Below are 13812 nucleotides of genomic sequence, written 5' to 3' on the forward strand. Positions count from 1 at the left end.
TAGCATAGTCTTGAATACATAGAGTAAAGACAACATATAAAAGGTAGTGACAATATATATAACCATATGATGCTTATATGCTCATATATATTGTTATTAATAAGAGTGTACTACCCTTACGAGGGGCGCTGGCTCAACAGTGTTAATGTACGTATTTTTTCTACTAAAAAGGTAGGTATGTCATGGCAGAGCAATTTGCTAAAGCTTGGGAAGATTTTGCTGCAGGTGAGTGGCAAAGCGAAGTAAACGTTCGTGATTTCATTCAAAAGAACTACACGCCGTATGAAGGCGACGAGTCTTTCCTAGTTTCTGAGGGTACTGAAGCAACTAACAAGCTTTGGTCTTCGGTAATGGAAGGTATCAAACAGGAAAACGCAACTAAAGCACCTGTAGATTTCGATACTTCTGTTATCTCTACCATTACTGCTCACGATGCAGGTTACATTGAGAAAGATCTTGAGACTATCGTTGGTCTACAAACTGAGAAGCCACTAAAACGTGCAATCATCCCTAACGGTGGTGTGCGTATGGTTGAAGGTTCTTGTAAAGCATACGGTGAAACTCTTGACCCAATGGTTTCAAAAATCTACTCAGAATACCGCAAAACACACAATGCTGGCGTTTTCGATATCTACACTCCTGATATCCTAAAATGTCGTAAGTCTGGTGTTCTGACTGGTCTTCCTGATGCTTACGGCCGTGGTCGTATCATTGGTGACTACCGTCGTGTTGCACTTTACGGTATTGATTTCCTAATGAAAGACAAGCAAGCTCAATTTGCTTCTCTTCAAGAGCAATTCGAAAACGGTGAAAACCTAGCAGAAACAATGCAACTGCGTGAAGAGATCTCTGAGCAACATCGTGCTCTAGGTCAAATCAAGCAAATGGCTGAGAAATACGGTTTCGATATCTCTGAGCCAGCTCAAACAGCTCAAGAAGCTATCCAGTGGACTTACTTCGGCTACCTAGCTGCTGTTAAATCTCAAAACGGTGCTGCAATGTCTCTAGGTCGTACTTCGACTTTCCTAGACATCTACATCGAGCGTGATATCGCTGCTGGCAAGATCACTGAAGAACAAGCACAAGAAATGATCGACCACTTCGTAATGAAACTGCGTATGGTTCGTTTCCTACGTACTCCCGAGTACGATGAGCTGTTCTCTGGCGACCCAATCTGGGCAACAGAGTCTATGGGTGGTATGGGTATCGACGGTCGTACGCTAGTAACGCGTTCGAACTTCCGTTTCCTAAACTCTCTATACACTATGGGTCCTTCTCCAGAGCCAAACATCACTGTTCTTTGGTCTGAGCAACTACCTGACGGCTTCAAGCGTTTCTGTGCGAAGGTATCTATCGATACTTCTTCTATCCAGTACGAAAATGATGACCTAATGCGTCCTGACCTAGAGTCTGATGATTACGCTATCGCTTGTTGTGTATCTCCAATGATCGTTGGTAAGCAAATGCAGTTCTTCGGTGCTCGTGCTAACCTTGCGAAAACAATGCTTTACGCAATCAACGGCGGTGTGGACGAGAAACTTAAGATGCAAGTTGGTCCTGTTTCAGACAAGATCACTGACGAAGTTCTTAACTACGATGACGTAATGGGTCGCCTAGACACATTCATGGACTGGTTAGCTAAGCAATACGTGACTGCACTAAACAGCATTCACTACATGCACGACAAGTACAGCTACGAAGCGTCTCTAATGGCTCTTCATGACCGTGACGTTCGTCGTACTATGGCTTGTGGTATCGCTGGTCTATCTGTTGCAGCTGACTCACTATCTGCAATCAAGTTCGCGACTGTTAAACCAATCCGTGACGAAGATGGCATCGCAACTGACTTCGAAATCGAAGGCGATTACCCTAAATACGGTAACAACGACTCTCGTGTAGATGATATTGCTTGTGAACTAGTTTCTACGTTCATGAACAAGATCCGTAAGCTTAAGACTTACCGTAACTCTATCCCTACACAGTCAGTTCTTACTATCACGTCTAACGTGGTTTACGGTAAGAAAACAGGTAACACTCCAGACGGTCGTCGTGCTGGCGCTCCTTTCGCTCCTGGTGCAAACCCAATGCACGGTCGTGATGAGAAAGGCGCTGTAGCTTCACTAACGTCTGTAGGTAAACTACCGTTTGCTGACGCACAAGATGGTATCTCTTACACGTTCTCTATCGTGCCAAACGCACTCGGTAAAGAACAAGACAGCCAACGTGCTAACCTTGCAGGCCTAATGGATGGTTACTTCCACCACGAAGCTGGCATTGAAGGTGGTCAACACCTTAACGTTAACGTTCTTAACCGCGAAACTCTTGAAGACGCAGTTAAGCACCCTGAGAAATACCCTCAGCTAACAATCCGTGTATCTGGTTACGCTGTTCGCTTTAACTCTCTAACTGCAGAGCAACAAGCTGACGTAATCGCACGTACATTTACTGAGTCTCTATAAGCTCACGCTCAATAGACAGTAAATAATATTAGCCTCGCCAATGTGCGGGGCTTTTTTATATCTGAAATAAATCGCACTACACTCACCTATCCCGCGAAATGTTAGGTTGAGCAAAAAAGCACCCTGCCATTCACTTTTTTTCCACAAATTCTGTCAAATTACGGTAATATCGCGGTTCATAATTTAAGAGTAACTGCTCCATGAAATACCTGCGTTGTTTACCCCTGATTCTTCTCTCTTTCTCATCTTTAGCCTCTGAGCGTTCTACGTTAACTTTTGCTTTAGATAATGATGGTATTTTTGGTGTCGACCAAGACTATACCAACGGCTTATTTCTGGGTTACACATCATCAAGTATTACGCCATATAACTGGGTAAAACCATTGAGTCTTTCCTACTGGGGTGCAAGCTCTCTAGACAAGTGGGAAATCACCATTGGCCACAAGATGTATACGCCTTCTGACATTGAGTTAGAAACGCCATCGCCTAATGATCGCCCATACGCAGGTTACCTTCACACTGAATTCAATTACATCAGCTTAAACCCACAGCAAGCCCAGCGTTTTAATATCACGTTTGGTACTACGGGCGAACGTGCACTGTCTGAAGATGCTCAAAAGCTGGTTCACTCAATCACTAAGTCGGATGAGCCGATGGGTTGGGAATACCAAGTCGATGATGAATGGGCGGGAAGCGTTGGTTACCTAAGCCATTTCAACCTAATGCGTAATCAAGCTCTTGCGAATACTGACTACGAAATCTCTAACGTTTCTGAAATCAACGTCGGTAACTTTAGAAGTGACATTTCAACGGGCTTCATGTTTCGTTGGGGTACAGACTTAGGCGGTAACTTTGGTGCAGCTAACATCACCACAGAAAACCCATTCAAACCGGGCATGATCGGCGCATCAAACGCTGGTTGGTTTACCTATGCAGGCCTCGAAGGTCGCTACCGATTCAACGACCTGACTATCGAAGGCGATCGCTCAGGTGTTGATGAGTACGCTAATAAAAACAACGAAGATCCAGCGATCTACGATGTGACTTTAGAGAACATTCAAGCAACTGCTGTATTGGGTGTCGCTTGGTATAACCGATACGTTGGTGCCTCTTTAGCTCTAACCGCAAAAACACCGGATTACGAAGAAGCGAAAGAGTCAGTGTACACCACTGGCGGTATCACAATATTTGCTTTCTTCTAGCCACCAGTAAGGGCTTTCGTCCTTTACTTTTCAAGTTTAATAAAGGCAATCATCTTCACAGGTGGTTGCCTTTATTTTTAAAGGTCTCGTTACCATTTGACCCTATTTTATGTACCGTTTTTGTAATAAAATAAACGGTATAAATTCCTCTACGAGAATAGCTCATGTCTACAACTGGTCGCATTCACTCATTCGAATCTTGTGGTACTGTCGATGGCCCTGGTATCCGCTTTATTGTGTTTCTTCAAGGCTGCTTAATGCGTTGTATGTACTGTCATAACCGTGATACATGGGATCTTCATGACGGAAAGGAAGTAACGGTCGAAGAGATCATCAACGAAGCAAAATCATACCGTCATTTCATGAAAGCATCGGGCGGTGGTATCACCTGTTCTGGTGGTGAAGCGATGCTACAACCTGAGTTTGTTCGTGACTTTTTCCGCGCAGCTCAAGCTGAAGGCATCCACACTTGTCTTGATACTAATGGCTACATTCGTAAGCACACTGAAGTGGTTGATGAAGTCCTAGAAGCCTCTGATCTAGTTATGTTGGATCTTAAGCACATGCGAGATGAGATTCACCACGATTTCATTGGTGTATCAAACAGACGTACTCTGGATTTCGCACGCTACTTACACAAAATCGGTAAGAAGACGTGGATTCGTTATGTGATTGTCCCTGGCTACACGGACACACCTGAAGATGCTCATCTGCTAGGCGAATTCATCAAAGACATGGATAACATCGAGAAAGTAGAACTGCTTCCATACCATAAGCTTGGTGCACATAAGTGGGAAGCACTTGGTTTTGACTACCCTCTTGAAGGTACAAATCCGCCAAGCAAAGAGAAAATGGATGAGATTGTTGCTGTTCTTAGCCAGTATCATTCAAACGTAAAATACTAATACTGCAGACGATGCTCAACCTCTATTTTAAACGCCTCAATTTCGATTGGGGCGTTTTCTTTTCTAGCGCTAACTATCCTTTCACTTTTCTTTACAACTTTTGTTTATCAATTAAAAAAATCATATTAAATCAGTGTTGAGATCATGTTTCCACGCGTAGGAATGCTGTTACTCTTACTGCAACAAAAGAATATAACATTTAGTTTTTTAGTGAGGCTCATCCCATGGAAATGACCAATGCTCAGCGTCTAATTCTATCAAATCAATACTACCTAATGTCTCAAATGAACCCTGAGAACTCGGCGAAATACCAGCGTCTACAAACGATTGTAGAACGTGGTTACGAACTCCAAATGCGTGAACTTAACAAAGAGTTTGGTTGTTTGACTGAAGCAGAATGTCGCGAAATTATCGACATCATGGAGATGTACCATGCAATGCAAGAGTCGAACAAAATGCTTGCAGAACAAGAGCGTGCTGAAGTAGACCAACGTCGCCTGCAGTTCTTAGGTTTTGATATCGCTTCTGAAGCGCAGATCGTACACTACGTGCGTTTCCTTGTTGATTCTGAAGGTCTTTACCCTCAATTCGACAAAGCCGATCACCACTTCAATAGCCAGATGCCAATGCTAGAGAAGTACCGTCGCATGCTAACAACATGGCGCAACTGCCCTCGTCAGTACCACCTATGTGCGACAGAGCTATCTCAAATCTTTAGCGCTTAATTCGTTAATAGATCAGCGATAACTTTTAAAAAGTTTCAAGAAAAAGGGTTACTCATCATGAGTAACCCTTTTTTTAATGTTCGCACACAAAGAGAAAAACCAAAGCAACTAGAAAACGTAAGCAACACCAACGTTCGCGGCCATGTTGATACCACTTTCAAGTATTGGACTATTCTCTATATCACCTTCAAGTATTGGGCTATTCTCTATATCACCTTCAAGGTTGGTATAACGAACGCCACCAGTTACTCGAACATTTGGCGTAACATGCAGATAGCCACTATTTTGAACCCATTATTCTTCACTACATCTACCTATTTATTGAGCAATTTTTGATAACTTCGCGCACTATATGGTACTCCATTCCAAAGATCAATAGAGCCCAGTTATACATCTAATGCACATAAATCCATTGTGAGTATTGTTAAGCGACCTAAAATCTCAAAACAAACGGCCAGATCCCCTCGAATGTAAAATAATTTGATTCTACGCGCCTCAAGTTGCCTATTGCGCTCGCCACGTTTTTCACACGCAAAATTGTAAATAAATACATAATTGTTAAGCAAAATTGTGGAAGCGGGTCTAACCTTAAAATGTAGGGAGAGCCTATTTTTCAATCGCTCGTCAGTTTTGACTGGTTAACAAGGGGAATGTGACTATGAGTATCTTTGACCACTATCAATCACGTTATGAAGCAGCCAAGGAAGAAGAGCTGACATTACAAGAGTTCTTAGCGCTGTGTAAAGACGATAAAAGTGCTTACGCGAATGCTGCCGAGCGCTTACTACTAGCCATTGGCGAACCGGAGGTCATTGACACAGCTCAAGACCCTCAACTAAGTCGTATTTTCTCAAACCGTGTCATCTCACGCTACAGCGAATTTAAAGATTTCTACGGTATGGAAGATGCGATTGAACAGATTGTTTCTTACTTAAAACATGCTGCACAAGGTTTAGAAGAACGTAAACAAATCCTTTACCTACTTGGCCCTGTGGGCGGTGGTAAATCTTCTCTCGCTGAAAAACTCAAAGCCCTGATGCAGAAACTACCAATCTATGTATTGTCTGCTGACGGTGAACGAAGCCCAGTAAACGATCACCCATTCTGTCTATTCGACGTTAACGAAGACGGCGACTTATTGAAGAATGAATATGGCATTGAGAAACGCTATCTTCGCTCAATTATGTCTCCGTGGGCAGCGAAACGTCTACACGATTTTGGCGGTGATATTTCCAAATTCAAAGTCATCAAACTGCGCCCTTCTATTCTCGATCAAGTTGCGATCGCGAAAACGGAGCCAGGTGATGAAAACAACCAAGATATCTCGTCTCTGGTTGGTAAAGTTGATATTCGTAAACTTGAACACTTCTCTCAAGATGATCCTGATGCCTACAGCTACTCTGGTGCGCTTTGTAAAGCCAACCAAGGTGTGATGGAATTCGTGGAGATGTTCAAAGCGCCAATCAAAGTATTACACCCTCTACTTACGGCAACACAAGAAGGTAACTTCAACGGTACCGAAGGGCTTTCTGCACTGCCATTTGACGGTATGATTCTCGCTCACTCGAACGAATCTGAGTGGCAGACCTTCCGTAACAACAAAAACAACGAAGCATTCCTCGACCGTGTGTACATTGTAAAAGTCCCTTACTGTCTGCGTGTGTCTGAAGAAGTTAAGATCTACAAGAAACTGCTTGAGCACAGTGAGCTATCCCAAGCGCCTTGCTCACCAAGCACACTCGATCTGCTATCGCAATTCAGCATTCTTTCGAGACTAAAAGAGCCTGAAAACTCATCTCTATTCTCTAAGATGCGTGTTTACGATGGTGAGACTCTAAAAGACACCGATCCAAAAGCGAAGAGCTACCAAGAGTACCGAGATTATGCTGGCGTTGACGAAGGCATGTCTGGGCTATCAACGCGTTTCGCCTTTAAGATCCTGTCTCGTGTGTTTAACTTCGACCAAGCCGAAGTGGCCGCGAACCCAGTGCACCTGTTCTACGTTATTGAGCAGCAAATCGAACGGGAGCAGTTCCCTCAAGAGACCGCCGAGAAGTACCTAGAGTTCTTGAAAGGATACCTAGTGCCACGCTACGTAGAGTTCATCGGTAAAGAAATTCAAACCGCTTATCTAGAGTCTTACTCTGAGTACGGTCAGAATATCTTCGACCGCTATGTCACCTACGCAGATTTCTGGATTCAAGACCAAGAGTACCGCGACCCAGAAACAGGCCAACTATTTGACCGTGCTTCTCTGAATGGTGAACTAGAGAAAATCGAGAAGACAGCCGGTATCAGTAACCCTAAAGACTTCCGAAATGAGATTGTGAACTTTGTGCTTCGTGCCAAAGCCAACAATAACGGTCAAAACCCAGTGTGGACGAGCTACGAGAAACTGCGCACTGTGATTGAGAAGAAAATGTTCTCTAACACAGAAGAGCTACTTCCTGTTATTTCGTTCAATGCTAAGACCTCAACGGATGATCAGAAAAAACATGACGACTTCGTTGCTCGTATGATGGAAAAAGGCTACACCGAGAAGCAAGTGAGACTGCTATCTGAGTGGTACCTAAGAGTTCGTAAATCCTCATAACTAAACGGTATTGAGCTGCTCAACTGAGCAGCTCGTATAAACCAATAACTTTTATACCTTAGTAAATCAATAACTCTTATACCCAAATAAAAAGTAGGATCGCGACATCAGCTGAGAGGGAGTTCTTATGGCACAATTTATCGATCGGAGGCTCAATGGCAAAAATAAGAGTGCTGTGAATAGACAGCGTTTCTTACGACGCCATAAAGAGCAAATCAAAGAATCTGTGGCCGATGCAGTTAACCGACGCTCAATCACCAATACAGAAACAGGTGAAGACGTCACTATTCCCCATAAAGACATCAAAGAGCCGAACTTTCACCAAGGTCAAGGCGGCGTTAGAGAGCGCGTTCACCCAGGTAATGATCAGTTCATCACTGGCGATAAAATCGAACGCCCTAAAGGTGGTGGTCAAGGTGGTGGCTCAGGCCAAGGCGACGCAAGTCCTGATGGCGAAGGCCAAGATGAATTTACCTTCCAAATTTCAAAAGATGAGTATCTTGATATTCTCTTTGAAGATTTAGCTCTACCTAATTTAGAGAAGAATCAGGTCAACAAAATCACCGAATGGAAAACCCACCGCTCTGGTTATCAGAGTGCGGGGATTCCATCCAACATCGCTATTGTTCGTTCACTGCAGCAATCTCTAGCTCGTAGAACCGCGATGACAGCAGGTAAAAAGCGCGAGCTTAACCTACTGATGGAACAACTTGACCAAGTTAAAATGACGGAACCGGCACAACCCTTTGAAGAGAGTCGCTTAAAAGAAGAGATTGCCGAGCTACGCAAAAAAATTGAAAACGTGCCATTCATTGACACCTTCGACTTACGTTTTAAAAACTATGAGAAGCGCCCTATTCCATCTAGCCAAGCGGTCATGTTCTGCTTGATGGATGTGTCCGGCTCAATGGACCAAGCGACTAAAGACATCGCAAAACGTTTCTACGTACTGCTTTATTTGTTCCTCAATCGTACCTACGAAAACGTCGATGTGGTGTTTATTCGTCACCATACTCAAGCGAAAGAAGTCGACGAACATGAGTTCTTCTACTCACAAGAGACGGGCGGCACCATCGTTTCTAGCGCACTGAAATTAATGAAAGAAATTGTCGCAGACCGTTACCCAGCTAATGAGTGGAATATCTATGCGGCACAAGCATCTGATGGTGATAACTGGGCTGACGACTCGCCTCGTTGTAAAGAGCTGTTGGTCAATACGCTTCTGCCAACTTGTCAGTATTACTCTTATATCGAAATTACACGCCGCTCTCACCAAACGCTTTGGCACGAGTATGAGAAGTTAGAAGCAAGCTTTGACAACTTCGCCATGAAAAACATTAAAACGGTGGATGATATTTTTCCTGTGTTTAGAGAACTGTTCCAGAAAGAGACAGCGTAAGGGAGTTTGCCATGACAGCGAAATCAAACGTTGCAGAGAAAAACAAAGCTGCAAAAAAGAAAAACGACAAGATGCTGCCTGATGGTCCAGATTGGACGTTCAACCTCTTGGAGAAATACCACGTAGAAATCAAACGTGTTGCGCAGCATTACCGTTTAGATACTTACCCAAACCAGATTGAAGTGATTACTTCAGAACAGATGATGGATGCCTACTCGAGCATTGGTATGCCTATCAATTACAACCACTGGTCTTTTGGTAAGAAATTCATTCAAACCGAGCAAAACTACAAGCATGGCCAAATGGGCTTGGCATACGAAATCGTAATCAACTCCGATCCGTGTATCGCTTACCTGATGGAAGAGAACACGGTCACAATGCAGGCGCTGGTAATGGCTCACGCTTGTTATGGCCACAACTCTTTCTTTAAAGGCAACTACCTGTTCCAAACATGGACCGATGCCAGTTCCATCATCGATTACTTGTTGTTTGCTAAGAAGTACATCAGTGGTTGTGAAGAGAAATATGGTGTTGCTGAAGTCGAGCAGCTCCTTGATTCTTGTCACGCACTGATGAATTACGGCGTAGACCGATACAAACGCCCTGAGAAGATTTCCATTGCAGAAGAGACAGCAAGACAAGAAGAACGCGAAGCTTATCTGCAATCTCAAGTGAATGAGCTATGGCGAACCGTTCCTCAAAATAAAAGTAAGGAAGAAGAGACCAAGATCCGCTTTCCTAGCGAGCCTCAAGAAAACATTCTCTACTTTATCGAGAAGAACGCACCACTGCTTGAACCTTGGCAACGAGAGTGTGTTCGCATCGTTCGCAAAGTGAGCCAATACTTCTACCCTCAAAAACAAACTCAAGTGATGAACGAAGGCTGGGCAACCTTCTGGCATTACACCATTCTTAACCACCTTTACGACGAAGGCTTGGTGAGTGATAAGTTCATCTTAGAATTCCTACACAGCCATACCAGTGTCGTCGCACAACCTGCCTACAACAGTCCTTATTTCAGCGGGATAAACCCTTATGCGCTTGGCTTTGCGATGTTTAGAGACATCCGACGCATCTGTGAAGAGCCAACCGATGAAGATAGAGAGTGGTTCCCTGAGTTAGCCGGAAGTGATTGGTTAGAAGCGGTGCACTTTGCGATGCACAACTTCAAAGATGAAAGTTTCATCAGCCAATACCTTTCTCCAAAAATCATTCGAGACTTTAAGCTGTTCTCTGTACTCGACGACGACCGTAAAAATACCATTGAGGTGAGTGCTATTCATGATGATCCGGGCTATCGCCTGATTCGTGAGAAGCTTGCGGCGCAATACAACCTAAGTAACCTTGAACCAAACATTCAGGTGTTTAATGTCGATGTTCGTGGTGACCGCTCAATGACACTGCAATATGTGCCTCACGACCGCATCCCGCTTGATAAAGGCTACGACGAAGTGATGAAGCATCTCTATCGCTTGTGGGGCTTTGATGTGATTTTGGAAGAGCTCAAAGATACGGGTCATAGAGAGATTCTGACTACTTGTCCAAAACGTAATGATTATGGAGCCAAGATTTAATACCCATCATAGTAAGTAGATTATGGGTATAAAACTCCGCTCCCCCTACAACATAGTGGTCACCCGCTCGGAAGTGGAGCAATAAAAAAGCGCATAAGTCTGATGACTTATGCGCTTTCTTTTTAAGGCTCGAACTAAATAAGCTTAAACAATCGGCTTTTGACCGCGTTCAATCAGCTTCATCAGCACGCTGTCTGCAGATTTACCTGCCACGCCAGCTAGCTTGTCTGACAGCTTTTTCTTCTGTACATAGTGAATCGCTAGAACCGTCTTGTCTTTGCATGCTTCAACAACTAAGTCATCAGAAGTACGGATCTCATCCACCAGCCCAAGTTCATGTGCTTGTGTACCAAACCAGTGCTCACCCGTTGCAACCTTATCAAGGTCTAGCGCTGGACGATGGTCACGAATGAAGTCTTTGAATAAGCCGTGTGTCTCTTCTAGCTCTTCTTTGAACTTCTCACGTGCTTTATCGCTGTTCTCACCAAACATAGTCAGTGTGCGCTTGTACTCACCCGCAGTTAGCTGTTCAAACTCAATGTCGTGCTTTTTAAGCAGTTTATTGAAGTTTGGTAGTTGAGCAATCACGCCAATAGAACCAACGATAGCAAAAGGTGCTGATACGATTTTGTCTGCGATACATGCCATCATGTAACCACCGCTTGCTGCTACTTTGTCTACCGAGATAATCAAAGGCAGGCCAGCCGCTTTGATACGATCAAGTTGAGAAGACGCCAGACCATAGCCATGAACCATGCCACCGCCAGATTCAAGCTTAAGTAAGACTTCATCGCCTTCACGAGCCACAGCCAGAACCGCCGTTACCTCTTCACGCAATGAAGCCACTTCTTTCGCATCAATGCTGCCGTTAAAATCAAGAACGAATAGATGTGGTTCACGCTTGCTATCAAGCTCACCCTCTTTCGCTGCTTTCTTCACTTCTTTACCGCGTGATTTTACTTTCTCTTTTTCCGCTTTCTTTTCTGCTTTATCACGGGCTTTGATGAAAGCATCATCGTGTAGATGGTGCTCTAATTGTTCAATCGTCTGTTTATGGTGTTCAGATAGGTTCGTGATTTCCAGCTCACCTTTAATCGCGCTTGATTTTCCACCCACAGATTTAGCAATGACTAAAATTGCAATGATGGCGATTACAACGGTCGCAATCTTGGCTAAAAACAAGCCGTAGTCCAACAAAAATTCCAATGTCATATCCCCTATTGTATGAATTAGTGTATTGTAACCATCTTGTCACGATTACCAAGAATTTCTCATCATTCCTGCGGTTATCTGTGTGATTAAACATCAATGGAATGACGAACATAATAAAAGAAAGAAGGATAAGCACAGTGGATTACCCAATCTCTACAGATGCCCTCAAAGATAAAGTAATTTTGGTTACAGGTGCCGGTGCTGGCATTGGTCGCCAAGCTGCACTAAGCTTCGCTCAACATGGCGCAACTGTCATTCTGTTAGGCCGCAATGTTAAAAACCTAGAATTCATTTACGATGAAATCGAAAGCGCTGGTTACCCGCAGCCTGCAATTATCCCATTGGATTTAAAAGGTGCGACAAAGCAGAACTACGTTGATATGGCTGAAACCATTCAATCACAGTTCGGTCGTTTAGACGGCCTACTTCATAATGCTGGCGTTCTTGGCACTCTGAGCCCGTTTGAGCAGATTGATGAAGAAACCTTTGATGATGTTATGCAGATCAATGTGAAGTCTGAGTTCTTGATGACTCAAGCTCTGCTACCTGCACTTAAAAAAGCAGAAGCAGGTCGTATCGTATTTACCTCTTCAACGGTTGGTCACTCTGGCCGTGCATTCTGGGGCACTTACGCAATTTCTAAGTTTGCTACCGAAGGTATGATGCAGATCCTAGCGGACGAGCTTGAAGACACGAACATCCGTGTTAACGCAATCAATCCAGGCGGCACTCAAACACGTATGCGTGCAAAAGCGTACCCAGGAGAAGATGCGAATAAGCTAAAAACGCCACTCGACATCATCCCACTGTACCTACATTTAATGAACCCAAGCGTGACAGATATTAATGGCCAATGTATCGATGCTCAACCTAAGTAACTGATATCATTAACCAACAGTAAAAAGTCGCTTCCATAGCGACTTTTTTGTATCTAAATCAACCATCTAATACTTACTGCCGCTAATTTTCATCATTTCTCTTTGCATCTTTTTCATTGTTAAATATACTGTATAGATATACAGGTATTTAATTATGCATGAACTAATAAAAAACTTACAAGACCGCCAGCTAATCTGGAAAGGGTTACAATCAACAACGCAAGGAAGTACCACTTCAACAGGCTATCCTCAACTGGATAAACAGCTTGATGGCGGCTTCCCGACGCACGGCGTTATTGAAGTTGAATCACAACAAGGGATCGGCGAGCTTCGCCTACTGACGCCCTATTTATCTCAACAAAACTCGCAAAAACTGGCCATATTCATTCACCCGCCAGGGAAGATCTGTGCTGAGTTTTTTAACAGCCAAGGCATTGAATTAGAAAACATTCTCGTTATCCAGCCTCAACGCGATCTCGATGCGTTGTGGGCAGCTGAGCAGTGCCTCAAAAGCGGCGCTTGTCACTCTGTATTGCTATGGGGAGCCGATCTAGAAATACACCAAACAAAGCGCCTACAAGCAGCCAGTGAAACCGGTAAGTGCCTGCAGTTTCACTTTAAAGCCACCAGCCATAATCAATTATCCCTGCCCGTTTCCTTAAGCATGAAACTCTCTTCTCACGCGCAGGGATTAAAGGTTGAAGTGACTAAGAGAAAAGGCAGCTGGTCGTATGGCAGCTTTATTCTAGACATGACACACTACTGGCCGTTACTCACAGAGAAAGTCGTTTATGAAGACAATTCAGACCACGCTTTGTCTGGTAACACTGTGCTGGCTTTTCCTATTGCGAAGCAAGGCTAACGT

At 43.9% G+C, this 13812-nt stretch carries 11 protein-coding genes; 10 read left to right on the forward strand and 1 reads right to left on the reverse strand.

What is annotated here, in order from left to right; all coding sequences use genetic code 11:
* Nucleotides 1–182: 182 nt before the first annotated feature.
* The 8 genes from pflB to AB4503_RS01240 all read left to right on the forward strand — a co-directional run bounded on the left by pflB (nt 183) and on the right by AB4503_RS01240 (nt 10857).
* Complete coding sequence (gene pflB / locus AB4503_RS01205) at nt 183–2459, forward strand: formate C-acetyltransferase (protein ID WP_017066931.1); 2277 nt, start codon at nt 183–185, stop codon at nt 2457–2459.
* A 200-nt stretch (nt 2460–2659) separates the two neighbouring features.
* The gene (locus AB4503_RS01210) at nt 2660–3661 is read left to right on the forward strand and encodes a lipid A deacylase LpxR family protein (protein WP_372113418.1); all 1002 of its coding nucleotides are present in this window, start codon (nt 2660–2662) and stop codon (nt 3659–3661) included.
* A 164-nt stretch (nt 3662–3825) separates the two neighbouring features.
* On the forward strand, nt 3826–4566 hold the full coding sequence (pflA, locus tag AB4503_RS01215; protein WP_010437353.1) for a pyruvate formate lyase 1-activating protein: 741 nt from the start codon (nt 3826–3828) through the stop codon (nt 4564–4566).
* Between the two features lie 224 nt (nt 4567–4790).
* Complete coding sequence (locus tag AB4503_RS01220; RefSeq protein ID WP_017070032.1) at nt 4791–5291, forward strand: YfbU family protein; 501 nt, start codon at nt 4791–4793, stop codon at nt 5289–5291.
* A gap of 57 nt (nt 5292–5348) precedes the next feature.
* Complete coding sequence (locus AB4503_RS01225) at nt 5349–5627, forward strand: hypothetical protein (protein ID WP_372113420.1); 279 nt, start codon at nt 5349–5351, stop codon at nt 5625–5627.
* A gap of 322 nt (nt 5628–5949) precedes the next feature.
* On the forward strand, nt 5950–7884 hold the full coding sequence (locus AB4503_RS01230) for a PrkA family serine protein kinase (protein WP_372113422.1): 1935 nt from the start codon (nt 5950–5952) through the stop codon (nt 7882–7884).
* A 127-nt stretch (nt 7885–8011) separates the two neighbouring features.
* Nucleotides 8012–9283 (forward strand): YeaH/YhbH family protein, encoded by a 1272-nt coding sequence (locus AB4503_RS01235; RefSeq protein ID WP_048664662.1) that lies wholly within the window; start codon nt 8012–8014, stop codon nt 9281–9283.
* Nucleotides 9284–9294: 11 nt separating this feature from the next.
* On the forward strand, nt 9295–10857 hold the full coding sequence (locus AB4503_RS01240) for a SpoVR family protein (RefSeq protein WP_017062134.1): 1563 nt from the start codon (nt 9295–9297) through the stop codon (nt 10855–10857).
* 144 nt (nt 10858–11001) lie between these two features.
* On the opposite strand, the gene sohB is transcribed toward AB4503_RS01240, so the two are convergent.
* Nucleotides 11002–12069, reverse strand: a complete 1068-nt coding sequence (gene sohB / locus AB4503_RS01245) for a protease SohB (RefSeq protein WP_065583981.1) — start codon at nt 12067–12069, stop codon at nt 11002–11004.
* Between the two features lie 137 nt (nt 12070–12206).
* Between sohB and AB4503_RS01250 the strand changes: the two genes are divergently transcribed.
* Nucleotides 12207–12947, forward strand: a complete 741-nt coding sequence (locus tag AB4503_RS01250) for a YciK family oxidoreductase (protein ID WP_017062135.1) — start codon at nt 12207–12209, stop codon at nt 12945–12947.
* Nucleotides 12948–13101: 154 nt separating this feature from the next.
* Complete coding sequence (imuA, locus tag AB4503_RS01255; protein WP_372113424.1) at nt 13102–13809, forward strand: translesion DNA synthesis-associated protein ImuA; 708 nt, start codon at nt 13102–13104, stop codon at nt 13807–13809.
* Nucleotides 13810–13812: the final 3 nt, after the last annotated feature.

This window comes from Vibrio sp. 10N.222.55.B11, assembly GCF_041473705.1.
GTDB classification, from domain to species: domain Bacteria; phylum Pseudomonadota; class Gammaproteobacteria; order Enterobacterales; family Vibrionaceae; genus Vibrio; species Vibrio crassostreae_C.

Excerpts from the sequence above, each read along its gene's own strand:
- pflB (WP_017066931.1), top strand. The coding sequence starts at position 183 with ATGGCAGAGCAATTTGCTAAAGCTTGGGAAGATTTTGCTGCAGGTGAG.
- AB4503_RS01210 (WP_372113418.1), top strand. The coding sequence starts at position 2,660 with ATGAAATACCTGCGTTGTTTACCCCTGATTCTTCTCTCTTTCTCATCT.
- pflA (WP_010437353.1), top strand. The coding sequence starts at position 3,826 with ATGTCTACAACTGGTCGCATTCACTCATTCGAATCTTGTGGTACTGTC.
- AB4503_RS01220 (WP_017070032.1), top strand. The coding sequence starts at position 4,791 with ATGGAAATGACCAATGCTCAGCGTCTAATTCTATCAAATCAATACTAC.
- AB4503_RS01225 (WP_372113420.1), top strand. The coding sequence starts at position 5,349 with ATGAGTAACCCTTTTTTTAATGTTCGCACACAAAGAGAAAAACCAAAG.
- AB4503_RS01230 (WP_372113422.1), top strand. The coding sequence starts at position 5,950 with ATGAGTATCTTTGACCACTATCAATCACGTTATGAAGCAGCCAAGGAA.
- AB4503_RS01235 (WP_048664662.1), top strand. The coding sequence starts at position 8,012 with ATGGCACAATTTATCGATCGGAGGCTCAATGGCAAAAATAAGAGTGCT.
- AB4503_RS01240 (WP_017062134.1), top strand. The coding sequence starts at position 9,295 with ATGACAGCGAAATCAAACGTTGCAGAGAAAAACAAAGCTGCAAAAAAG.
- sohB (WP_065583981.1), bottom strand. The coding sequence starts at position 12,069 with ATGACATTGGAATTTTTGTTGGACTACGGCTTGTTTTTAGCCAAGATT.
- imuA (WP_372113424.1), top strand. The coding sequence starts at position 13,102 with ATGCATGAACTAATAAAAAACTTACAAGACCGCCAGCTAATCTGGAAA.